General features: G+C 62.3%; 21 protein-coding genes and 1 pseudogene. 20 read left to right on the top strand and 2 right to left on the bottom strand.

From position 1 onward, the window contains the following. Positions 1–49 precede the first annotated feature (49 nt). From A8G00_RS08810 to A8G00_RS08890, 16 genes are all read left to right on the top strand, one after another. The gene (locus A8G00_RS08810) at positions 50–391 is read left to right on the top strand and encodes a hypothetical protein (protein ID WP_103000462.1); all 342 of its coding nucleotides are present in this window, start codon (positions 50–52) and stop codon (positions 389–391) included. Then, positions 388–1,056: a lytic transglycosylase domain-containing protein gene (locus tag A8G00_RS08815; protein WP_103000463.1), complete on the top strand. Its 669-nt coding sequence runs from the start codon at positions 388–390 to the stop codon at positions 1,054–1,056. The genes A8G00_RS08810 and A8G00_RS08815 overlap by 4 nt, the downstream gene beginning before the upstream one ends. Further along, a complete protein-coding gene (locus A8G00_RS08820; protein WP_103000464.1) occupies positions 1,053–1,391 on the top strand; it encodes a TrbC/VirB2 family protein in 339 nt (112 codons plus the stop codon). The genes A8G00_RS08815 and A8G00_RS08820 overlap by 4 nt, the downstream gene beginning before the upstream one ends. Next, a complete protein-coding gene (locus tag A8G00_RS08825) occupies positions 1,388–1,738 on the top strand; it encodes a type IV secretion system protein VirB3 (RefSeq protein ID WP_103000465.1) in 351 nt (116 codons plus the stop codon). The genes A8G00_RS08820 and A8G00_RS08825 overlap by 4 nt, the downstream gene beginning before the upstream one ends. After that, positions 1,731–4,142, top strand: a complete 2,412-nt coding sequence (locus tag A8G00_RS08830; protein WP_103000466.1) for a VirB4 family type IV secretion/conjugal transfer ATPase — start codon at positions 1,731–1,733, stop codon at positions 4,140–4,142. The genes A8G00_RS08825 and A8G00_RS08830 overlap by 8 nt, the downstream gene beginning before the upstream one ends. Positions 4,143–4,145: 3 nt before the next feature. Beyond that, on the top strand, positions 4,146–4,865 hold the full coding sequence (locus A8G00_RS08835; protein WP_103000467.1) for a type IV secretion system protein: 720 nt from the start codon (positions 4,146–4,148) through the stop codon (positions 4,863–4,865). Continuing rightward, the gene (locus A8G00_RS08840) at positions 4,865–5,077 is read left to right on the top strand and encodes an EexN family lipoprotein (protein ID WP_103000468.1); all 213 of its coding nucleotides are present in this window, start codon (positions 4,865–4,867) and stop codon (positions 5,075–5,077) included. The genes A8G00_RS08835 and A8G00_RS08840 overlap by 1 nt, the downstream gene beginning before the upstream one ends. An 18-nt stretch (positions 5,078–5,095) precedes the next feature. Continuing rightward, on the top strand, positions 5,096–6,040 hold the full coding sequence (locus A8G00_RS08845) for a type IV secretion system protein (RefSeq protein WP_015449342.1): 945 nt from the start codon (positions 5,096–5,098) through the stop codon (positions 6,038–6,040). A gap of 334 nt (positions 6,041–6,374) precedes the next feature. Beyond that, complete coding sequence (locus A8G00_RS08855; RefSeq protein WP_021245264.1) at positions 6,375–7,073, top strand: virB8 family protein; 699 nt, start codon at positions 6,375–6,377, stop codon at positions 7,071–7,073. Beyond that, the gene (gene virB9 / locus A8G00_RS08860) at positions 7,070–7,927 is read left to right on the top strand and encodes a P-type conjugative transfer protein VirB9 (RefSeq protein ID WP_007684609.1); all 858 of its coding nucleotides are present in this window, start codon (positions 7,070–7,072) and stop codon (positions 7,925–7,927) included. The genes A8G00_RS08855 and virB9 overlap by 4 nt, the downstream gene beginning before the upstream one ends. Before the next feature lie 3 nt (positions 7,928–7,930). Then, positions 7,931–9,154, top strand: a complete 1,224-nt coding sequence (gene virB10 / locus A8G00_RS08865; protein ID WP_103000470.1) for a type IV secretion system protein VirB10 — start codon at positions 7,931–7,933, stop codon at positions 9,152–9,154. Positions 9,155–9,157: 3 nt separating this feature from the next. Then, on the top strand, positions 9,158–10,162 hold the full coding sequence (gene virB11 / locus A8G00_RS08870; protein WP_007684605.1) for a P-type DNA transfer ATPase VirB11: 1,005 nt from the start codon (positions 9,158–9,160) through the stop codon (positions 10,160–10,162). Beyond that, entirely contained in the window at positions 10,146–12,107 is a 1,962-nt protein-coding gene (locus A8G00_RS08875; RefSeq protein WP_103000471.1) for a type IV secretory system conjugative DNA transfer family protein, read from the top strand. The genes virB11 and A8G00_RS08875 overlap by 17 nt, the downstream gene beginning before the upstream one ends. Next, positions 12,097–12,960, top strand: coding sequence for an LPD7 domain-containing protein (locus A8G00_RS08880; protein WP_103000472.1), 864 nt, complete (start codon positions 12,097–12,099; stop codon positions 12,958–12,960). Before A8G00_RS08875 ends, A8G00_RS08880 begins: the two co-directional genes overlap by 11 nt. 45 nt (positions 12,961–13,005) lie before the next feature. Beyond that, a complete protein-coding gene (locus A8G00_RS08885; RefSeq protein WP_103000473.1) occupies positions 13,006–13,698 on the top strand; it encodes a HEPN domain-containing protein in 693 nt (230 codons plus the stop codon). A gap of 3 nt (positions 13,699–13,701) precedes the next feature. After that, a complete protein-coding gene (locus A8G00_RS08890; protein ID WP_103000474.1) occupies positions 13,702–14,535 on the top strand; it encodes a DUF3883 domain-containing protein in 834 nt (277 codons plus the stop codon). Between the two features lie 36 nt (positions 14,536–14,571). Here A8G00_RS08890 and A8G00_RS08895 read toward each other — a convergent pair whose 3' ends face one another. Further along, positions 14,572–15,555 carry a YafY family protein gene (locus tag A8G00_RS08895; protein WP_103000475.1) on the bottom strand — a complete coding sequence of 328 codons (984 nt, stop codon included), beginning with the start codon at positions 15,553–15,555 and terminating at the stop codon, positions 14,572–14,574. 104 nt (positions 15,556–15,659) lie between these two features. Between A8G00_RS08895 and A8G00_RS08900 the strand changes: the two genes are divergently transcribed. The 4 genes from A8G00_RS08900 (at position 15,660) to A8G00_RS08915 (ending at position 23,714) form a co-directional block, all read left to right on the top strand. Then, positions 15,660–18,959: a TM0106 family RecB-like putative nuclease gene (locus A8G00_RS08900; RefSeq protein ID WP_103000476.1), complete on the top strand. Its 3,300-nt coding sequence runs from the start codon at positions 15,660–15,662 to the stop codon at positions 18,957–18,959. A 3-nt stretch (positions 18,960–18,962) separates the two neighbouring features. After that, the gene (locus A8G00_RS08905; protein WP_103000477.1) at positions 18,963–20,072 is read left to right on the top strand and encodes a DNA repair exonuclease; all 1,110 of its coding nucleotides are present in this window, start codon (positions 18,963–18,965) and stop codon (positions 20,070–20,072) included. Beyond that, positions 20,069–22,699, top strand: a complete 2,631-nt coding sequence (locus tag A8G00_RS08910; protein ID WP_103000478.1) for an AAA family ATPase — start codon at positions 20,069–20,071, stop codon at positions 22,697–22,699. The genes A8G00_RS08905 and A8G00_RS08910 overlap by 4 nt, the downstream gene beginning before the upstream one ends. A gap of 142 nt (positions 22,700–22,841) precedes the next feature. Further along, positions 22,842–23,714 carry a WYL domain-containing protein gene (locus A8G00_RS08915; RefSeq protein ID WP_103000479.1) on the top strand — a complete coding sequence of 291 codons (873 nt, stop codon included), beginning with the start codon at positions 22,842–22,844 and terminating at the stop codon, positions 23,712–23,714. A gap of 62 nt (positions 23,715–23,776) precedes the next feature. On the opposite strand, the pseudogene A8G00_RS08920 reads toward A8G00_RS08915, so the two are convergent. Next, positions 23,777–23,863 (bottom strand): annotated as a pseudogene (locus A8G00_RS08920) (integrase catalytic subunit); the annotation flags it as partial.

Below are 23,863 nucleotides of genomic sequence, written 5' to 3' on the forward strand. Positions count from 1 at the left end.
TGACGCCAATTCCCGACGTGGGAGGTGTCTCTCGCGGGGGAATGACCCGATGCAACGCGTGACTCTCAGCCTGGCGGTGCTCGCCATGGGCACCGCCCTTCGACCGACTCCCGCGCGAGCGAATGACTTGGGCTGCCAGGTTCTACTGTGCCTCTCCAATCCTGGTGGCGCGACGCAATATGCCCAGTGCGTCGCGCCCATGACCAAGCTGTGGCAGCGCTTGGCCACCGGCGGCTCTTTTCCCGGCTGTAGCGGCGGCGGTGTTGCTCGTACCAAGGTCTACGATCGCGATTCCGCAATGCGGCGCCGGGTTGTCATGACCTTCAGCGATGGACGCCGCGAAACCTACTCGCTGGCCCATATCGAGCGGCTGCAGGATCTCGCTCGATGATCCTCGACGTCGCCAGTCTTCTCGCCCTTGCCGGCTCATGCGCGCCAAGCGTGGCGCCTGAGACGCTGATCTCGATCGTTCACACGGAAAGCCGGTTCAACACGCTGGCGATCGGGGTCAACAGTCCGGGTGCGCGCAAGCCGGTGCCGGCGACGAGGGCACAGGCGATTGCCGCCGCGCGTCGCCTCATTCGCCAAGGCTACAGCATCGATTTGGGCTTGGGGCAGATCAACAGCGCCAACCTCGGATGGCTGGGTCTGTCGGTGGAGGATGCCTTCGAGCCGTGCCGCAATCTTGCCGCCGCCGCGCGGGTGTTGACGACCAACTATCAGTCGGTGGCGCACTCGGCCCAGAGTTCGGACCATGCGATCGCAACAGCGCTCTCGCTCTACAATACCGGCGATCGGCGGCGCGGCTTTCGCAATGGTTATGTCGCCCGGGTCTATGCCAGCGCGTCGACCATCATCCCCCTGATCCGCGGCAGGCTAACAGCGCCGGCCCTGCCGGCGCGCGTCCAGCTTGCCGACGCGGCGATCGCCAAACGGCAACCCTCTGGGCTCGCAGCGACGCAGGCGGCCGGTTGGAACACCGTTGCCGATGCCCGGCAAGCCTCGCTCATGGTCTTCGGGGACGGGGCAACTTCTCAGAAAGGACAGCATCCATGACAGCGATCACCGCCCGCCTGGGCTCCCAGCCCCAATGGGCGCGTCTTCTGCTGCGCATCGCCGGCATCGTTGGTCTGGCGGTAGTTCTCTCTTTGCTGCTGAGTGATCCTGCTCATGCGCAAGGCGCGGACGGCATCACGTCCATGGCGGAGAACATCAAAACCTGGCTGACGGGAACCTTTGCCAAGACGATCGCGGTCATTGCCGTCGTCATCGTCGGCTTCATGTTCTTCACCGGACGGGCGAGCCTCGGCCTTTTGGTGACGGTCATCGTCGGCATTTTCATCGTCTTCAGCGCGCAGTGGATCGTCGATACCATCACGGGTGGCGCGTGAAGGAGGCCGCGCCCTCGACCGAGCGGCTGCGCGAGGAAACGCTTTTCCTTGCGGTGACCCGGCCGACGATGTGGCTGGGCGTACCGCTCGAAGCGTCCTTGCCGATCGCGCTTGCTGCCTGTCTCACCCTGATTGTTAGCGGAAATCCGCTTTACGCGGTGGCGATCGGCGGCGCGTGCCTCGCGGTGGCGCGCCTCATCGTGCGCCACGACGCCAATGCCTTTCGCCTGCTATGGTTATGGACTTTGACCAAGGCGCGCTGCCGGAACCGCGGCTGGTGGGGCGGCAGTTCCTATTCGCCGCTGCCGGTCGCGGGGATGAAGCGCAAGGGTTTCGCGCGTGGCTAGCGCCGCCGCCCAGCTGCCGCCGCGCAAGACCCCTTGGCGGGTTCTGGCCCGAGAAGCGGAGCCCGGGCGCTATCTTCCCTATGCCCGCCATGTGACGCCCGATGTGATTGCGCTCGATAGTGGTGATCTCATGATGATGTTCCGTCTCGAAGGCCTGGCTTTCGAGACGGCTGATCCGATCCACCTCAATGATTGGCACGAGAAGCTCAACGGCACCTGGCGCAACATCGCCGACGATCGGCTTGCGATCTGGACCCACATCGTCCGCTCAGCCGTAGGGGACTATCTTGAAGGGCAGTTCCGCTCAAAGTTCGCCGCCGAGCTCGACGCTAAATATCGGGCGCGCGTCACCGCCAAGCGGATGTTCGTCAATGAGCATTATCTGACGCTTCTCATGCGTCCGGCCGTCGGATCGGCCGACCGGACCGGGCTGCTGCTCAAGCGGATCGCGAAAGCCAAGGCCGCAGAGGAGGAGGTCGATCCCGATGAACTGGCGCGCTTCGAGGAGAAGGCGCGCGACATTGAGAAGCTGCTCCGCCGCTGCAGTCCGGCACGCCTTGCTCTCTACGAGCATAATGGCCTGATCTTCTCCGCCCCGCTTGAGGTGCTCGAGCAAGTGATGATGGGTGCGCGATCCAGGGTTCCGCTCGTCCGCGGGCATCTGGGATCCGCGCTTTACGGCGAGCGCGTGATTTTCGGACGTGAGACGGTCGAGATCCGTGCCCATGACACGAGCCGCTGGCAGGGAATCTTCGGCATAAGGGAATATCCCGCGCTGACGCGCCCGGGACAGATGAATGCCTTGCTCGGCCAGGATTTCGCCTTCGTCGTCTCGCAATCCTTCACCTTCATGGGCAAGGCGCGGGCAGCCGAACGTCTACGCCGCCGGCAAAACCAGATGGCCTCGACCGAGGATGCCGCCGCGAGCCAGGCGCTCGATCTCGCCGATGCCGCCGATGATCTGCAAAGCAACCGGTTCGTACTTGGCGAGCATCATTTCTCGCTTGCGGTCTTCGCCGATAGCCAAAGGCTGCTTGCCGACAATCTTTCGGCCGCGCGTGCGGCGCTGGCCGATGCTGGTTTGGTGGCGGCGCGCGAAGGACCAGCGCTCGAAGCAGCGTTCTGGGCGCAGCTGCCCGGAAATTTCGCATGGCGGGCGCGACCGGCGGCGATCACCTCGCGCAATTTTGCTGCCTTGGCGCCGTTCCATACCTATCCCGCAGGCCGGGCCAAGGGGAACCATTGGGGGCCTGCGATCGCCATGATGAAGACGGCCGCGCAATCGCCCTATTATTTCAACTTCCATGTTGGCGACTTGGGTCACACACTGATCATCGGTCCTTCCGGCGCGGGCAAGACCGTCGTCCAGAATTTTCTCATGGCGCAGCTCGAGAAGACGGGCGCGCAGCAGATATTCATCGACAAGGACCGCGGCGCGGAGATCTATGTCCGATCCGCGGGCGGGATCTATCTGACGCTGAAGAATGGTGAACCTACGGGTTTCGCTCCGCTGCGGGCACTCGACTATGGTCCGCGCAATCTTGTCTTCCTGGGGCGCCTGATCCGGCAGTTGGTGACGCCGGTTGGAGGCCAACTCGGCGTCACGCAGGAGCGCATGATCGATGAGGGGCTGGCCTCGCTCGGACGCCTTTCGCCGGAGGACCGCTCCATTCTCGCGCTTCGCCAGCTGCTCGGTCAGCGCGACCCGGAAGGCATCGGCGCTAGGCTGGAGAAATGGGCGCGGGGCGGATCGCTCGGCTGGGTGTTCGACAATGAGATCGACGCCTTGTCGCTTGAGGCGCCGTTTGTCGGCTTCGACATGACCGATTTTCTCGACAACCCCGAAGTCCGCACGCCGCTCATGATGTACATGTTCCACCGGATCGACGGTCTCCTCGACGGCCGGCGGCTTGTGATCGACATCGACGAATTCTGGAAAGCCTTGGGGGACGATGCGTTCCGCGCCTTTGCGCAGGACGGCCTCAAGACCTACCGCAAGCAGAATGCCTTTCTTGTCTTCGGCACGCAAAGCCCTGCGGATGCGCTGCGTTCGGACATTTCGCACAGCATCATGGAGCAGGTTGCGACCAAGATATTGCTTCCCAACCCCTACGGCCGCGAAGCGGACTATGTCGACGGGTTGGGCCTGACCCAGGCCGAATTCAAGCTCATCCGGCATGATCTGAATCCGGAATCCCGCCGATTCCTGGTCAAACAAGGCCATGACTCGATCGTCGTCGAACTCGATCTTGGCGGTCTCTCCGACGAACTCGCCGTGCTCTCGGGCACCACGGAAACGGTGACGCTGCTCGACGCCATCCGCGCCGAGGTCGGCGACGATCCCGAAAACTGGCTGCCTCTCTTTCACCAGCAGCGTCGGTCTCCATCGAGCAGGAAAGGATGAGCTATGCGTAAAGGCAGATTCGCAGCGATCGGTGCGATTATTCTGGGAACGGCAGGTCCGGCCGCCGCCCAGGGCATACCGGTCTATGACAGCTCCGGCTATCTGCAGGCGCTGGCCACGGTCAAGAACACCCTGTCGATGATCGAGCAGGGCAAGGAGCAGATCGCCGAGGCCAAGCAGCTCTACGGCAGCTTCAATCAGGTAACAGACGTCAACGGCATCGCGTCATCGCTGTCCACGGACGGAATGCGCCATCTTCTGCCGCGCGAGGCCCGCGACCTCGGTAGGCTGATGTCGTCGGACAATGCCAGTCTCGGATCGCTGGGCAGTGCCGCAACCCGGATCCGCGATGCCAATCGTATTGACCTGCCGGAACTGCGGCCTGGCGCGTCCCCCTATGAGCGGGCGTCGCGCGACAACCTGTTGCGGAATGGCGATCTGGCCGCACGCGATGCCGCGATCGCGGAGTCGGCCTATGGCGTCTCGGCCCAACGCACAGCGGGCTTGGAAGAACTGCGCACCTCGCTCGACACGGCTTCGGACGCGAAACAGGTCATGGACATCCAGGCAAGGGTAGGGGTCGAAAACGCCCACATCCAGAATGATGCCTTGCAGTTGCAGGCGCTCCGCATGCGGCAGGATGCGGAGGATCGGTTACGTTCGCAGCGCAAAGGAGAAGAAGCTCTGGCCAAGCTTGAACAATCGTTGGGCGAGACCCGGTGATGAAATTAGCCGGACCCGCCGCACTGGTCGCAACGCTGCTGCTCTGCGCATGCGACGTAACAAAAGGGAAGGACGAACTCGCGAACTCACCGCAGGAGATGTCACGAATTCTGGAGGCCTGCTCAAACGGCACCCACATCGATCCGCAGGAGTGCAGCAACGCGAAAAGCGTCGAGAATTCCAGAAAACTTGAACAATCCTTGGGTCGATGAAGATCGCAGAACCGTTCAATGTCCTCCACCATTTTCTCGACCATCTATGCCGATATCGACGGCAAGCTCGATCTTTTTCTCAATGATCGATTGTCAAACGTCGTGGAAGTAATCCGGGGTCCACTCGCCGTCGGCCTCGTAATCTATATCGCCCTGTTCGGATTTATGGTCATGCGAGGTATAATTAGCGAGCCGTGGGGCGAGCTGTTCGCCCGGATGGTCAAGCTCTGTGTGTTGTATATGGCGGCCACGACAGTCGCCTATTCGGAGTGGATTATCGATCCGCTCTTCCACGGGATGCCCGATGCGATCGCACAGGCTCTTGCCGGTAAAACGATCGGCACCGCTGGTTCGGCATTTGACCACTATTTTAGTCAGGTTGACGATGTCATCCGTCTTATCCGGGCGGAAGCAGAGACGTACCTCGACATAAATCCTTGGAAGCTGGTTCTTTTGACGCTGGCGATTGTATTATACGCCTTGGCAGGCCTTTCCGCAGCTATAGGATTTGCCATTACGATATTCGCCAAGGTGGCGCTGGCGATCCTCATAGCTCTAGGCCCGATATTTATTGCTCTCGCTCTGTTCGAGCCGACTCGTCGGTTCTTTCATGGGTGGCTCGGGCAAGCCTTCAACTATATCATTCTAATTGCGGTGATCATTGCCATCACAGTGCTGGTCGCGGATTTGGGCGCGGCCGCGTTGGCGGAGGCTGAGGCCAAGTCGGACGTCACGATCGCTGCAGTCATCTACGCCGTCTACCTCTTCCTCGGGACGATTTTCTTTTTCCAGGCTCCGGCCATTGCCACCGGCATTGCGGGCGGCGCCGCTGCGGGGGTTGGTGCCTTCGCCGGGACCGCCTGGGGGACGATGGCATCTCCCTTCCGACAACGCCGCATTGCGCGCAACAGCCGCAATCTGGAGCGCGCCGCTCGTCGGGGCGGCTCCATCGAAGCGGCATAGTGAGACATCACCATGACCTTGCCCAGTCCTCAAAAATCGACGTTCACCATCCGCCAGGTTACTTTCTGCCTGATCGGAAGCCTTCCACTGCTGGGCCTCGCGGCATGCGCGTCCGGACCCAAGAAGCTGGCCGTTTGCAACGGGCACCATCTGCGTGACGTGAATATCTATGGGAGCGTTCTGCCCGGATCGCCGGTGCGGGCGACTACAGCGCCGCGCCCCGCACCGCCCATTCCTCCCTTGTCTCATCCGCAGGTGGGCGATCCACCGCCTCCGCCCGCAGTGCCAGCGCCTCCGGACGACAAGGTTTCCTTTGCGCCAAAGGACATTCGTTATGCGAGTTGCTGACGATGACGCGGAGGCGGTGCCTACTTCCGGGCTCAAACGCTATTTCCAGGAAGCGCGAAGCTGGGACCAGGACAGGGTTCGATCGGCATTGCGATCGACACGTATTGCTTGGACCGTGGCGACGGTAACCTCGATCCTTGCGGCCGCATCCATTTTTGCTGTCGCCGCGCTGGCCCCGCTCAAGACCGTCGTGCCCTATGTCATTCGGGTCAATCAGACGACGGGCGCGGTGGATGTCCAGACGGCGCTGACCCAGCGGCCGATGCGCTATGATGAAGCGGTCACCAAATACTTTCTCGCGCAATATGTCCGGACGCGTGAAAGCTGGATACCGGCGGCTGCCGAGGAGAATTTCCGCTTCGTGACAATCCTGTCGCAGCCGGCGGAGCAGCAGCGCTGGGCACGCTTCTTCAGCAACAACAATGCTGCCAGTCCCCAGAACGCCTGGGGGAAAAACGCAGTCGTCCAGGCGCGGGTGCGCAACATCGCCTTCATCAATGATCGGGTTGCCAATGTACGATTCACACGGATCGTCCAGACCGAGACGGATACGCAGAGCAGCGATTGGATCGCCACGGTCACTTTCGCCTATGCCAACGCGCCGATGGCCGAAGGTGATCGCTATCGGAACCCGCTCGGCTTCCAGGTCGAAAATTACCGCTCCGACCCGGAGGTAGTCCGATGAAAACATTGGTCGCTGCGGTTTTCATCGCGTTTGCATCCCTTTCTGCTGCCCATGCGGTTGAGGTCCCGCGTGGCGCTGCGTCTGACCCACGCGTCAAGTTCGTCGATTATGAGGAAGCGCAGGTCTATCGCATCGTCGGGACCTTCCGGACAGCAACCCAGATTGTCCTCAGCGAGGACGAAACGATTCAGCACGTAGCGCTGGGCGACACCGTCTCCTGGGAGGTGGCGGTGGCCGGCCACATCTTGTTCCTCAAGCCGCGCGAACGCGCTGGACCGACCAACCTTATCGTCACCACGTCTCGCGGCGGAACCTTAAGAAGCTATGCCTTTGAACTCACGGCTCGTAGTGGTCCGATCACCGGCCGCAACGGCCAGGCCTATTTCCAGGTCCGCTTCCGCTATCCGCGGGACGAGGCGGCGCGGGCCGAACGCCTGAGAGCGGCACAGATCGCGATGCAAGCGGCGGCGCTGGAGGCCCAGGCTGTTCGCGGTGCCCTCGACCATGCGGTGATCGAGGGTCCGCGCAACATGAATTACAAGGTTCAGGGTTCGAGCGATTTGCAGCCGTCGGAGGTCTCCGACAATGGCCAATTCACGGTGCTGCGGTTTCCGGCGAACCGGGAAGTTCCTGCCATTTATCTGGTGAGGCCAGACGGGTCCGAAACGCTGGTTCCGTTCGACGTTCGCGACGAATTCGTCGTCGTTCATTTGGTGGCGCGCCAACTGCGCCTGCGCCGGGGCGGCGAGGTGCTGTGCATCTATAACCAGGCGCCCGAACCTTATGGCGTCGATCATGGAACGAATACCGGATCGCCTCACGTCGAGCGCACCATCACCCATCCGCAGGAATGAACCATGGCCGATGAACCGTCCCCTGTCGTGCGCCCGCTGCCCGGTGCCGATCCAACGCCCGAAAGGCACGAAATTCTTCACGAGCGTGGAATCGAGCCGATCGGCGGCACGACGCCCGCGCGGCGCAACACCGCGCTGATCTTCGCCGGCACGGCAATGGTCTTGGGTATTCTCTGGGTGAATTCCGGCACGGGCCAGCAATCCTCGTCTCGTGACCTCACCGCGCCGGCAGGTGCAGCCCGGGAACGACCCGATATCGTCGCTCGGGAAACCGTCGATTATGCTGCGGTCGCGCCTCAACGCCGGCCGCTCGGGGCAGCCGACGCGGATCCCAATGCGCCGGTGCTCAATCCTGCAGCTGGCGTTCCCGGACCTGAAGGCCAAATTGTGCCCGCCATGCAGCCGGGCGCGGCACCGAGCGGGACCAGTGCCGCTCGGCCAACGCTTGCCGAGCAGGCGCGGCGGTCCACGCTGATCGCCTATGGAGGTCGCGATCTTGGCCGCGAGGCTGGCGCGCCCACAGCTGCAGGGGCTGCCGGCGAAGCGCCCGACAACGCTGCCGGAGCGCCAGAGAGCGGCGAGGGCAGGGCGCCCAACGCGCTCGATCTTTTGCGGCAAAGCTCGTCGATCGGGGAAGCGCGGGCCTCGATGCTGCCGAACCGCAACTTTCTGATTACGGCGGGCACGTTGATCCCCTGTATCCTGCAAACCGCCATCAATTCCGCGCAGCCCGGTTACACGTCCTGCCTGATCCCGCGAGACGTCTATTCCGAGAATGGCCGGGTCGTACTCATGGAAAAGGGCACGCGCGTTCTCGGCGAATATCGCGGCGGCATCCAGCAAGGGCAAAATCGCCTGTTCGTCCTCTGGACGCGGGCGGTCACTCCCCAGGGCGTGCGGATCGATCTTGCCTCGCCTGGCGCCGATGCACTCGGCCGAGCCGGGCTTGCAGGAGCGGTCGACAGCTTTTTCTGGGCGCGCTTTGGCGGCGCTCTGCTCCTCTCGCTCGTCGATGATGCCGCCTATATCGCTGGGCAAGCCGCCTCGAGCGGCAATGGCAATTTCAACAATGTGACGCGGGCGCCCAGCGAAGGTGCTGCGATCGCCTTGCAGAACAATATCAATATCCGGCCGGTGCTGAAGAAGAACCAGGGCGAGGAGGTCGGCATTTTCGTCGCCAAGGATTTCAACTTTGCCGATGTCTACAATCTGGAACTGCGGCGGTAAGTCATGCGCGATACCGCCGTCCTGCGCCACTATCTCGCGCCGCTCCTCCCGCTTCTGGAACCGGAGGATGTCACGGAGCTGGTGGTCAACCGTCCGGGGGAAGCGGGGATCGAGGACCGCCAAGGGTGGCGCTGGCAGGAGATGCCGGAGCTGGACAGCGACTGGCTTTCTACCCTGGCTGTTGCCGCGGCGAGCTTCACGCACCAGGATATCGATGGTCAGTCTCCGATCTGTTCGACGGTCCTGCCGGGCGGCGAGCGCTGCCAGATCGTCATACCGTCGGTCACCCCAAGCGGTTGCCCTTCCTTCACGATCCGCAAACCGTCGACCGTGACCCTGCCGATCGACCAACTGGCTGGGGCCGGGCTGTTCCGGATGACGCGCGCCAGCGCCAAGGGTCTCACCGATGTCGATGCGCGGTTAGTGGCGCTGCGCGACGCGGGCGACTGGCCGGAATTCTTCAAGGTTGCCGTTCCGGCACGCAAGAACATTCTGGTCAGTGGCGCCACGGGTTCGGGAAAGACGACCCTCGCGAAAGCGCTCATCCAGCTTATCCCACCGGAGGAGCGGTTGCTTACCATCGAAGACACCCGTGAGCTGGTCGTGCCTCATCGCAATGTCGTCCATATGGTCTATTCGAGCGAGGGGCAGGGCCTGGCCAAGGTTGGCGCCAAGCAGCTGCTCGAAAGCGCGCTGCGCATGCGGCCCGACCGCATCCTGCTCCAGGAGCTGCGTGACGGCACCGCCTTCTTCTATCTGCGGAACGTCAATTCCGGGCATCCCGGATCGATCACGACCGTCCACGCCGGTTCACCCGCCGGCGCGTTCGAACAGCTGACGCTGCTTGTCAAGGAATCGGAAGGCGGCCGCGATCTCGCCCGCGACGATATTCGCGGACTCCTTCGCATGCTCGTCGACGTCGTTGTGCAGACACGCCGTCACGGCGGGCGGTTTGAGGTCGACGAGATCTATTTCGAGCCGAGGATGGGCGATGCTGGCGCAGCGTAGTCCCTGGGCGATTGGCCTGTGCGTGATCGGCGCAATTCTGTTGTGGGCTGTCATTACCCTGTTCGTTGCCTTGTTCGGACTCGGGCAGATCGGACCTAATATCGATCTCGGCACTCTGCCGGCCTGGCTCTGGTATTATCGTGGTGATCCGCTGCTCGGGGATTGGATCAAGCGGGGTGCGATGGCCGGCGCCGCCGTAATCGCGCTTCTTGTCCTCACGATCCTGCGGCGAGACCCATCCTTGCACGGCAGGGCTCGGTTTGCACGCGAGGGCGAAATCCGACGCGAGGGGCTGCGTGCCCCGTCTGGCATTGTCGTTGGACGCAAAGCAGGGCGTTTCCTCATTTTCGGCGGAAACGAGCATGTCCTGCTCGAAGCGCCGACGCGCGCCGGGAAGGGCGTCGGTGTTGTCATCCCCAATCTGCTGACCTGGCCGGATTCGGTCGTCGTGCTCGATGTGAAGCGGGAGAATTGGAGTACCAGCGCCGGTTATCGCCAACGTGCCGGTCAATCGGTTTACCTCTTCGATCCGTTGGACCCTGAAGGGCGGACGGCACGGTACAATCCCCTGGCGCATATCCGGCGAGCCGATGACACCGAAGTCGTCAACGAGCTTCAGAAAATCGCAGTCATGCTCTTCCCCGCGCCGGAACGATCGGACCCGTTTTGGGCCGAAGCGGCGCGGGCGGCCTTCATCGGCGTCGGCGCGCTCGTTGCTGCCAATCCTGGCATGCCCTTCACGATCGGCGAGATCTATCGACGGCTGACCACTGGGGATCCCAAGAGCGATCTTCCCAAGGCCCTGGAAGAGGCGAGGGGGGCAGGACAGCGCCTAAGTCAGGCATGCGTCTCGGCAATCCAGGATTTCGCCTCGGCTTCGGACAACACCTTTTCGGGGATCAAGCAGACGATCACGGCGCGGCTCAATCTCTGGCTCAACCCCGTGGTCGATGCCGCGACCTCGGCAAGCGATTTCGACCTGCGCGAAGTCCGGGCGCGGCACATGTCGATCTATCTCGGTGTCTCGCCCGACAATATCGACCGGATCGCGCCGGTTTACAGCCTCTTCCTGCAGCAGCTGGTGGATCTCAACACGCGCGATTTGCCCGACGCTGCTAGCAATGTCCCAGTCCTGATCCTGCTCGATGAGTTCGCAAGGCTGGGGAAGGCCTCGGTCATCGCGGGTGGCTTTTCCTATGTCGCTGGATACGGCTTGCGCCTGCTGCCAGTGATCCAGAGCCGGGCGCAGCTGCGGGCCATTTATGGTCCCGATGTTACCGACGAAATCATCGCCAATTGCGGCCTTGAGGTGGTGTTCACGCCCAAGGAGCTGAAGGTCGCGAACGAGCTTTCAGAGCGGCTCGGCTTCTTCACGATGAATGTGAAATCGCGCAGCCGAACGATTCATGGGCTGTTGGCCAATCGCAGCATATCGGAATCCGATCAGCGCCGCGCCCTCCTGCTGCCGCAGGAGCTGATGCAGATGCCCAAGACCGAGCTCTTGTTGCTGCGCGGCGGGATCGCGCCGGTTCGTGGTAGGAAGATCGCCTTTTATCGAATGCCGCGCTTCATACGGCGCGTTTTGTCGCCGCCTATTCTGCCGTCGCGGCCTATCCCCGCTGCTCAGCCCCCAACTGTTCTGCCGCCAGGCAAGCATCAGGTGGTGTCCCCTTACAATGACGCGGAGGGACCAACGGCGAAGAGCACGGGCGGGGCCTTGCTGGAGGAGACCAAGATGCGGGAAATGACCGAGGGTGAACTGGCGGGCGCGGCTAAGATTACCGATGACATGCTCGTCCTGGGCGACCTGACCGACTTGCCGCCGCCCGGCGATGAAGCAGCGGCCATCGCTTTTGTGTCGGCGATGATCGAGCGGGCGCTGGTGCAGCCGGAAGGGGCGTCATCTTCACCCCTCATCCAGGAAAGGACAGATCATGGCCGCTGAAAAACCTGTGGTGCCACGCGGTATGAGCAAGCGTAGCAATACGATCGCTCAGGACGCGGGAGCCAGGTCGGCGAACGCGGCGCAATCGTCGCCCGAAGCAGCGAAGAAGGGGAAGTCGATTGATCCGTCCGTCCTCCCAGCGGCGTCGCCCGGTGACATTCCCGATGCCTTGCGAAAGCGCTATTTCTCCACGACGAGCAAATGGTCGGGCGAGCCCGCATATTTCACGACGGCACAGGCTAAGGAACCGGCGTTCCGCGACCAGGGCAGACGGCTCATCACCTCCAGCGAGAGCGACGAAGTTGTGCGCGATCTCGTTTCTATCGCTCGCCATCGCGGATGGTCGCACGTCCATGTTACCGGCAGTGAGACGTTCCGAAGGGCCGCGTGGCTCGAAGCCAGTCGCCAAGGTTTGGAAGTACGGGGATATCGGCCGAGCGAACGGGATTTGCAGGAGCTGGACCGAGTGCAGCGCGATGCTAGTCGCAACAGCATCGCCCCTGCCGTCACCGCGCCGGCGTCGCGCGAACCTGGGCTGGATCGACGCCAGGCTGATGAGGTGTCTAGGCAAACATCGTCGGAGCAAAGCCAGCGGAAGAATGCGCGGGCGGCCCAGAGCCAGCTTCGCGTGATCGAGACGGTGGTGCGCGCGGCCTTGTTCGACAATCCCGATGCCGTTGCCAGGGTGATGAAGGTGGCAAACGACAAGGTGCAAACGCATCTGCAGGCGGGCCGGCAGTTTCAGGCGGCCAAGGTGCGGGACACCTCGGTCCGGGCCGTTGAGCCGTCAGGCCGGAACCGGCAGGAACCCGGCAAGGAGCGAGCGCCGCTGCAACGATCTCGAGGTCGTTGATCGAGAGGGATTGAGCCTGACCAGCAAGGCTTTACCATATCGGTCATGGCCTATCGCTATCCGCCCGGCAGCCCGCTGCACCATGAGATCTTGAAGGCCAAGCAGCGCGAGCTGCGTGGCGATTTTCCGGAGCCGCTGACGCTCAGGGTGCATCGCGCGCTGTCGTGGCTGCGCCGTGCCGAGGCCGAGCAGGCCGATGAGGATGTCCGTTTCATCCTGCTCTGGATCGGCTTCAACGCTGCCTATGCCGGCGATGTTGAAGCATCGCGGGTGATTGGTATCCCCGAGGGCGAGCGGGGATTGTTCCAGGCCTTTTTCGCAACCCTTGTGGGCTTTGATGGCAAACATCGCATCTACGACATGGTCTGGCAGCGCTTCCCTCAGGAAATCCGGGTGCTTCTCGCAAACCGCTATGTCTTCCATCCCTTTTGGCAGCATCATAATGGAGCGCCTGGCTATGCGGATTGGGCAGAAAAATTGGAGCGATCTCGCGGCGCGATAGGCGCCGCACTGCGCGATCATGACACGGCCAAGATACTCTCGATCCTGTTCGACCGGCTTTATGTGCTGCGCAACCAACTGGTGCATGGTGGCTCGACATGGAACAGCGATGTCAATCGCGCCCAGGTCAGGGATGGCGCCGCGCTGCTCGGTTGCTTGCTGCCGATCTTCATCGATCTCATGATGGACAATGCCGGGCATGATTGGCCAATGCCGAACTACCCGGTGGTGGAATAGGCTGTGGCGGAAGTCTGGTCCGATCAGGAAATTGATCACATCGTCGCCGACTATTTCGCCATGCTCACCGACGAGCTGGTTGGTCGCTCCTTCAATAAAGCGGCGCGAAACCGCGATCTTCAAGCCGTGATCGACCGTAGCAAGGGCTCAATCGAGTTCAAGCATCAGAACATCAGCGCGGTCTTGCTCGGCCTCGGTCAGCCTTGGATCGAGGGCTACAAGCCGGCCGCCAATTTCCAGAATGCGCTGGTCGATGGCGTCCTGCGGTGGTTGGAGGCGCGGCCCGAATGGCTGGCTCCCGACACGCTCTCAAGAGCTGCCCTGAACGTACCGGAAGCGCAAGGATCACTGCGGATCGGGCCGCCGCCGACGGTGCGCAACGAACCGTCGCCGATCGATCCAGCGTTCATGGCCGCGATCGGCCGCAAATATGATGTCGCCGAGCGCGACGCGCGCAACCGGGCGCTTGGCAAGGCGGGTGAAGAATGCGTGTTGCATCACGAGCGCCGTCATTTATCTGCCGCGGGTCGCGACGATCTCGCGGACAAAGTCCGCTGGACATCTGTGCAGGATGGCGATGGTTTTGGCTTCGATATCCGGAGCTTTGAAGCGGACGGGCGCGAGAAGCTGATCGAGGTCAAAACCACCAACGGATGGGAGCGCACGCCCTTTCATATCTCTCGCAATGAGCTGGCCGTCGCCGATACGAGGCGCGAGGAATGGTGCCTCATGCGGCTGTGGAATTTCGCCCGTGCGCCAAGCGCCTTCACGCTGCGCTCGCCCCTGAGCGATCACGCACAATTGACGGCGACCAGCTTCCTCGCCGAGCTCAATTGAAAACCGCCGCCACGAAGGGCGACACAAATCGAACAATCAGGGCAGGGCCGGGAAGTCGGGACGCGCATGGCCTTCGACCAGCGCCCGCAGTCCTGCCGGTTCCAGCACTTCGACCTTGTCGCCCCATTGATAGAGATGCCAGGCCATTTCGAGCCAGCCTGCGGCCTTGAACCGCACAATCAGACTGCCGTCGTCCCGATATTCGGCCGATTGGTTGGGATGGAACTGGAATTCCGCTGCGCGCGAGGCTGCTTCGGGAAGAAAACGCCAGATGATCTCGCCATATTGGGCGGGGTCCTGATAAGCGCCGAAGGCCTGCGCCGCATGATCGTTCAAGGAAAAGCCGGACTGGATGGGAAAACTTTCATCGAGACATTCAGCGCTGTGGATGCGGTCGAGGCGAAAATGGCGGAGATTCTCGCCTCGGTCCGCCTGGCGTGCCACGAGATAGCTACGCAATCCTAGCAACAGCCCATGCGGCTCGACCGTCCGGGTTTCTGCGTCAGTCTCGCCATAGACAATACGCATTTTGAACGGTCCGCGCAGAGCCTCGATCAGAACGTCGGTGACCTCGGGTTTCATCGCGACCTTTGGGCCTGGCCGCGCCACTTGGCCCAGCGCGGATAGGACCGCCTCCGCATCGGCTTCGGACCGCAGCGCATCACGTGGGGAGAGGCGCGTGATCAGGCTGTCTCTTAGATCTTCCAGCGCACGGGCATGGCGGAGCCGGTTCTCATCACGGGCTGCGCGAGCGGCAATTTCCAGAGCCTCGATGGTGTTCTCCTGGCGCGGTTGCAGCCGCTCAGGGATGGGACTTTGGATGCGCCAGCGCCGACGGCGATCATCATCTTCCACAACAACGACATTCGCGAAATTATCCTCCAGCGCACTTGTCATGCGCTGCGCTGTGCGGTGCGAAATACCGAATTCTTGAGAGATTTCCTCAAGACTGATGCCCAAACGCCGCGAGGCGGCGAGTTGGGCGAGGCGCAGAAGATCGTTGGCCTTGGCGAAAGTCATTATACGTCCATGTCAGAGATTGACACCCTTGCATGCTAAGGAACAGGGTAGCGCCTGTCGAGGTGATTCCCTCGTGGGTGGCGTTGGGCAATCAAGGGGGCCAAGTGAGGACGATCGGGAACACCATCCTGTTTTCAGCGACGGACCTGATGCGGTTCGTCGGCTGCGCGCATGCGACAGTGCTCGACCTTGCCTATATGCGCGGCGAGCCGCTCGCTCCCCGGGAAGATACCGAGGATGCCGCGCTGCTTCAGAAACAAGGCGATGCCCATGAGGCCGCCCATTTGGAGAAGCTGAAAGACACGGGCAACGGGGTAGTCGAGATTGCGCATGGCGATCTTGCACAGAATGCAGACGAGACGCGAGCGGCTTTGGCGCAAGGCTCGCAGATCATCTTTCAAGGGGCTTTTCTCGCCGAGCGTTGGGGTGGCTGGTCCGATTTTCTCGAGCGAGTCGAGCGACCATCATTGCTGGGGCCGTTCAGCTACGAAGTGACCGACACCAAGCTCAAGCGCAAAGCTCATCCCAAGCATGTGCTGCAGCTCGTGCTCTATTCCGACCTTTTGGCGGAGATCCAGGGCGTGATGCCGGAGCACGCGCATGTGCAGCTAGGAGATGGCACGCGCGCGACGCTGAGGTTGGCCGACTATGCCCATTATGCGCGCGGTGCGCGGGTTAAGCTCGAGGCCTTTGTTGCTTCCCCTGAGCCAACGCGGCCGATCCCATGCGCGGATTGTTCGCTGTGCCGATGGGCCGACCATTGCGACGCCGTCCTCGCCAGCCAGGACAGCCTGTTCCAGGTCGCCAATATTACCCGCGGCCAAGTGAAGAAGTTGGAGGCGTCCGGTATCGAAACCATGGCCGCGCTGGCTCGGCATGACGGTCCGGTGCGCGGCGTTGCGAGTGCGACGGCGGAGAAGCTTGTCGGCCAGGCCAGACTGCAGCACGCGCGTAAAACCGGCGAACCCGCCTTCGAGTTGCGTCCGGCACAGCCAGGCAAAGGCTTTGACCTGCTCCCTCGGCCGCAGGCGGGCGATCTCTTCTACGACATCGAGGGCGACCCCCATTATGAGGGAGGCCTTGAATATCTGCACGGCGTGTGGACAGATGATAGTTTCCATGCCTTCTGGGCGCATGACCATGCCGCCGAAGCGCAAGCGCTCGAACGGCTGCTTGCGTTTTTCCGTGATCGCCTCACGGCTTATCCGGAGGCCCGCATCTATCATTATGCGCCCTATGAGATCACCGCGCTGCGGCGTCTCACCACACGCTATGGTATCGGCGAGGCCTTTCTCGACCGGCTCATGCGCGAACGCCGCTTTGTTGACCTCTATGCGGTCGTGCGCGGCGCGCTCATTGCTTCCGAACCGAGCTACTCCATCAAGGCGCTGGAGGCCTTTTATGGCTTGAAGCGTGAGGGCGAGGTCAAGACGGCGGGCGGGTCTGTCGTTGCTTATGAAAATTGGCGCGAGACGGGCGATCAACAAATCCTCGACGAAATCGAGGACTATAATCGGGTCGACTGCCAGTCGACCCAGCTTCTGCGCGATTGGCTAGTGGGCATCCGGCCCGATGGTCCGTGGCCCGTGCTTGCACAAGACGCGGCCGAGCAGGAGGTGGTCGAGGACGAGGAAACGACGGCGCTGCGCGATCGCCTGGCCGCATCCTCTCTGACTCCAGAGCGTCAGGAATTGCTGTTCAATCTGGGGCTGTTCCACAAGCGTGAAGCCAAGCCTGCTCAGTGGACGGTTTTCGACAGCGCGGCGCGCGATGAGGAAGAGCTTGTCGACGATCTTGACGCCTTGGCGGGACTCGAGGCGATATCCGGGATCGAACCCATCAAGCGCTCGGTGATGCGCACCTATCGCTTTCCGTCTCAGGAAACCAAATTGCGCGAAGGCGGCAAGGCCACTGTGCCCGGGATTGACGGGCCGCCGTCAACCGTTGCGATTGAGGCGCTGGATCGCGATGCGTGCACGATCACCTTGAAGGTCGGCGTGGCAAGGGCCGGACTCCTCACCGATCGGCTGACCCTGCATCCGGATTGGCCGCTCGATACCAAGGTGTTGGCCGCAGCAGTGCGCGACGTCACCGAGGATCAATGCGGGCCGCGGCGCTTGTCTGCCGTCGATGATCTGCTGTCGGGCGCCGCCCCGCGGCTGAACGGCATCGACGGCGATATCCTCTGCGGCGGGGAACCGGTGGCGGGCACCATTGCTGCGGCGCACGCCATGGACCAGACGTTGCTCCCGATCCAGGGACCGCCGGGAACGGGCAAGACGCACGTCACGGCCCGGGTGATCCTGGCGCTGGTCAGAGCGGGACATAGGGTCGCCGTCGCCTCGAACAGCCATGAAGCGATCCGCAATGTCCTGCTCGGCTGCCTGCGTGCTAGCGAGGAAGAAGGTGGCACCTTTACGGTGTCGTTTGCCCACAAGGTTTCCGGAGGCGAGGATGGCTATGCCAGCGATTGTCCCGTTCACCGCACCACGGCCAATGATGACCTGATCCTCGCCCGAGCCAATGTGGTCGGCGGCACGGCCTTCTTCTTCGCGCGCGATGAGAATGTGCAGGGCTTCGATTGGTTGTTTGTCGATGAGGCGGGGCAAGTGGGCCTCGCCAACATGGTCGCCATGGGTCGTGCCGCGCGCAATATTGTGCTGGTCGGCGATCCGCGTCAGCTGCCTCAGGTCATCCAGGGCGCGCATCCTGCGCCCGCCAACTTGTCATGCCTGGAATGGATGCTGGGCGAGCATGCCACCGTCCCTATCGATCGGGGCATATTCCTTGCCGAGACCCGGCGGATGCATCCCGCGGTTTGTGACTTCATTTCAGACCAGGTCTATGAGGGGCGGCTAGCCAGCCATAGCGATACCGAGCGCCAGAGCGTTACCGGAACGGCCTGGCCCACGGCCGGCGCATATTGGGTTTCGGTTGCTCATGACGGTAATGCCCAGATCGCCGCTGAGGAAGTTGCGGCGATCAGCGCGGCAATCGAGAATCTCCTGCAAGGGAGCTGGACCGACAAGAACGGCGCCACGCGCCCTATCGGCCCCGGCGACATCATCGTCGTCGCCCCCTATAATGCACAGGTCAACGCGCTGCGGGCAGGGCTGCCGAGCAGCATCCGCGTCGGCACGGTCGACAAGTTCCAGGGCCAGGAAGCCCCTATATGCCTGGTCTCCATGACGGCTTCCTCGGCCGACGAGACCGCCCGCGGCATGGAGTTTCTCTTCTCGCTCAACCGCATCAATGTCGCGGTTTCACGCGCCAAAGCGCTTGCGCTCGTTTTTGGCAGCGACCGCCTGCGCGAGGCCAAGTGCAGCAGCATCGAGCAGATGCGGCTCGTCAACACGCTCTGTGCGCTTCCGTCGCTTTCTGCGCCCCACAATACGGGATCTTGATCCATGCGTTTCCTTCACACAGCTGACTGGCAGCTCGGCAAGCCCTTCGGCCGGTTCGAGCCCGAGGTGCGCGCGGCGCTTGGCGAAGCCCGCTTCGACGCCATCGACCGGATCGGCGAAGTCGCGGCCGCCAACCAGGTGGAACATGTGATTGTCGCAGGCGACATCTTCGATACCGAGGGTCCCGAAGATAGGGTCATCGTGCAGGCAGTCTCGCGCATGCAGCGCTATCCCTGCCGCTGGTGGCTGCTCCCGGGTAATCACGACTATGCCCGCAACGGCGGACTGTGGGACCGCGTCCGTCACAAAGCCTCGGACAATATCATCCTGCTCACCGAGCCCGTCGCGCAGGAGATGGAAGCAGGGCTCTGGCTGCTACCCGCACCGCTCCTCCACCGCCACCATCACGACGATCCGACCGAGTTGTTCGATAGCATGGAAACGCCAGGCGCGAAGCTGCGTATCGGCCTTGCTCATGGTTCGATCCGCGATTTTACTGCGCGCGGCGAGACCAAGAACCAGATCGCGCCGGATCGCGCGAAGCGGTCCAGTCTCGACTATCTGGCGCTCGGCGATTGGCATGGCGCGCTCAAGGTCGATCCGCGCACCTGGTATGCCGGAACCCCCGAAACAGACGGTTTTCAGCGCGATGAGCCGGGCCATGCCCTGATGATCGAGCTTGCGCCGGGAGTGGAGCCAAAGGTGGAACCCGTGCGCACCGGCCGATTCCAATGGCTGCTCAGGGATTGGACCTTGCAGGACATGGCCGCCTTTTCGGCGGAATGCGACGTGCTGCTCTCGGCTATCGATCCTGCGGCAACGCTGCTGCGCCTTTCGCTTGCAGGCATCACGAGCCTTGCCGACCGCGTCGAGATCCTGTCGCGGCTCGAAGATGACCTGCGGCATCGCCTCCGTTTCCTGGATGTCCGGGCGGACGATCTTGTCGGCCGGCCGGGCGAGCAGGACTTGGCGGATCTCAAGGTCGAGGGATTGCTCGGCATAGCGGCTGAGAAACTCACCGAGACAATCGCAGCCGGCGGGACTGAAGCCATATTGGCGCGGCGCGCGATGGAGCGGCTCTTTGTCGAATATCATCGGGGGAGCCAAGGATGAGCCTGCAACTCCGGCGGATCAGCCTCAACAATTTCCGCAAGTTCCGCGAGCCCCTGACGATCGAAGGGCTGGGCGAGGGGCTCAACATCATCATCGAGCCCAACGAGAGTGGGAAATCCACGATCCTTGAGGCCCTGCGGGCGGCTTTCTTCGTCCGCCATGCCACGAAGAATCAGCTCGCCCAAAGTTTTGCGCCTTATGGCGAGGCGGTCGCGCCAGAAATCGAAGTCAGTTTCGATATTGGCACCGACAGCTGGAAAATCGCCAAGCGCTTTCTCAAAGGCGCCCAAGTCGAAGTCACGGGGCCGCAGGGCCGGGCGCAGGGCGAGGACGCTGAAAATCGGCTGCAAGCGCTTCTAGGGTTCGTCAAGGATAGTAGCCAGCGTGGCGACCCGACCACCTATGGCGCGCTCGGTCTGCTTTGGGTTCCGCAGGCGCAGGCGCTCGAAGTGGCGGCGCCCGGCAGCATCGTGCGCAGCAGCATCCAGGCAACGCTGGAGGCAGAGGTCGGGACGATCGTCGGCGGCGCTGCCTATGAGCGCGTCCGGAAGCGGATCGATGAGCAATATGACATTTACTGGACACCGACTGGAAAGGCGCAGTTGAAGGGGCGCTGGCAAGCGGCGCGGGATCGTGACCAGCAGGCGCGGCAAACCGCTGCGGATGCGACCAAGCGGCTCGATGCGCTCGAAAAGAGCTTCGGCGAGCTGGAAACCGCGCGCGGCCGACTGAAAGTTATCGAGCGGGAGCTGGCGGACGAGACCGAGCAAGAACAGCGCGCCGGTCTTGTTCAGTCTCTGGAGATCGCCAGGGCTGCTGCGCAGATCCTGGAGACTCGCAAAGCCGAGCATGAGAATTTCTCTGCAAACCTCGATCGTCTCGACGATCTGCAATCGCAGCATGAGGCGGCGAAGGAAGCGCTGACGGCCGCTGGCGAATCTTTGACCGCAATCACCGCCGATCGGGAGCAGCTTGGAGATCAGCTGGAAGCGGGACGCACGAAGGTGGTTGAGGCGAAGGCAGCGCTCGACAAGGCGCGAGATGATCGCGCCACAGCCCGTCAGGCGCTTGTGGAAGGGGACGCACGTCTCGCTAGGCGGCAGCGCCACGCGGCGATCACCGATGCACGCCAGCGGCACACCGAACTCCTCGATCTCGAAAAGCAACTGGCCAATGCCCGCAATCAGGCCGCACAGGTCATTCCAGCTGAGGCGTTCGCTCGCCTGGAGGCCAATGATCGTGCTGTCGCGGAAGCGCGGGCCGCCGTCAATGCCGGCGCTACCACTATCGAGCTTACGGGCGACGCTACGGGCATCACCATAGGCGGCGAGCCCCTGACACCAAATAGCCCGCGCACCTTGACCGGTGAGACGCAGATTGCCCTGGGCGGGGGCGTCCTGGTCATCCGTCCGCCGGCAACGGCAGCCAGCGCAACAGCCCGCCTCGCCGAATTGCTCGAGCGACAGGATCTGGAACTAGCCGAATGGGATGTGGCCGACCTCGCTGCGGCGCGGACGCGAAACGATACCGCGCGCGATGCGCAGGGGACCGTCCAACTGCTCGAAACCAAGATCACCGGCCTAACGTCGGCGCAACCGCTGTTGGATCTTGCGGCAGGCCCCGATGCGCTCAAGCTGTTCGTTGCAGGTGTTCCAGCGGAATCACCGGCGGCCGATGAAGACGAGGTCTCGACCGATCAGCTCACTCGACGCCTGGAAGAGGCGGAAACGGTCGTAGTGCGCGCTGAAACCCTGCACGACCAAGCCGTTCAGGACCTGCGAGAAATAGAGGATAGGGACCGCCCGCTTGCCGCCGCGCAGGCGGGCGCGGAGCGCGATCAGACCCATGCATCGGATCGCATCGCTCAGCTCGAAGGCAAGCCCGCTTTTGCCGGGCTTGCCGACGCCATCGCCAAAGCCCGGGAGGATGTTGCCCAGGCCGCTGTCAAGCTGGCCGAAGCGAAGCGCGACGCCACCGCACATGATGTGCAGGCGATCAACCGCAAAATCGAAACGATCGATAACCGGGCAAGGGCTGGTCAAACCCGGCGGAGCGATCTCGAAAAGGATATCGCCCGCCTTGAGGCGATCATTGAAAGCGAGGGTGGCAAAGGTCTGGCGAGCCTGGCTGCAGCTGCAACCGAGGAAGCCGATGCCGCGACACAGGCGCTGGCTCGGCTCGACGAAGAGGCGGCCACGGTCAAAATGCTCAAGGATGTGCTGGACGAGGCGCGTGCTGAGGCATCTCGAACCTTCGTTGGCCCTGTGGCCCAACGCGCTCGCGTTCATGTCGAGCGCCTTTTCCCCGGCGCCGACCTCAGCTTCGATGAAGAACTCGGTCTGGCCTCGGTCACGCGATCCGGCCTGAGCGAAGCCTGCGGAACGCTCTCAAAGGGGACGCAGGAGCAGCTGGCGGTTCTGACCCGCCTCGCTTTTGCCGACATGCTGTTGGAGCAGGGAACACCAGTTTCGCTGATCCTCGACGATCCGCTGGTCTATTCCGACGACGGCCGGCTCGATCTGATGACCGAGATCCTGGAGGAAGCCTCTCAGCGTATGCAGGTGATCCTGCTGACTTGCCGGGACCGAGCATTTCGGCATCTCGATGCCACGCGTGTGCAGATTTGAAAAGCCTCAGCGCTATCAAGGCATTGGTAGCGTCCGATACGCCGGCAACAAGGGTTGCTGCTGACGCCATTCCCAGTTAGACGATTTGAGAGTCAACTTTCTGGGTGGGTCTAGAAATTGATCCGCAGACAGGGGACTAACCGTGGACGAGAAACTGAATTTAAGATGGGGCGTCGAGCGCAAGCTCGAGTTCATCGAATTCAGGCTTTTTTGGGAAGGCTACGTCAATCGCGGGGATATCATCGACACCTTCAACGTGTCGGTCAATCAGGCCTCGACGGACCTGAACCGCTATCTCGGCCTAGCACCGGACAACATGAGTTATGACAAGAGCGCGCGAACCTATGTCCGCACATCAGCATTCAAACCGCTCTTCCTGAAACCCGATGCCAGCCTCTACCTGTCGCAGGTGCGTTCGCTGTCGGATGGCCTCCTCGATAAGCACGAGGCATGGATCGGAAACATCCCGGATTTCGGGAGCATCCCTTTCCCGGTCAGAGGCGTGCTTCCGACGGTTCTTCGCACGCTCGTAATTGCCATCCGTCGTCATGAGGCAGTCGAAGTGTGCTACCAGTCGATGTCCTCACCAGAGCCGCAATGGCGCTGGATCATTCCCCACGCCCTCGGGTTCGATGGCTTCCGCTGGCATGCACGCGCGTTTTGCGAGCAAAGCGGGCAATTCAATGACTTTGTTCTGTCCCGCATCGCGGAAACTAAGCAAAGCCGTCCGACGGACGCGCGGGCTACCAATGACACAGCGTGGCATGAGTTGGTGCATCTGGAAATCGGGGCTCATCCCGCACTCAGTGATGGTCAGCGTCGCGCCATCGAGCTCGATTACGGGATGATCGATGGGCAGGTGACTATCCCGGTCCGGCGTGCCTTGTTGTACTATGCATTAAAGCGATTGGGGCTGGATACGGATCCCACAGCCAGGCGTCCCCAGGATCAACAGATTGTGCTGCTGAACGCAGACAAGGTGGCGCCCCTGAACGGGAATGGCGCCGACTCATGATCCAGAAGGCGAACCCCTCAAAATATCGTGATCTGCCCCCGCCGAGTGAACCGATTGGTTTGTTAGTGTATTAAGCCCATCGCCGCCATATCCGGACGGAGGTGGAGCGAAGCGGAACCGGAGGCCGGATATGGCGGTGTCGCCGTTTC

The sequence above is a fragment of the Sphingobium sp. SA916 genome (genome assembly GCF_002894065.1).
GTDB classification, from domain to species: Bacteria; Pseudomonadota; Alphaproteobacteria; order Sphingomonadales; family Sphingomonadaceae; genus Sphingobium; species Sphingobium fuliginis.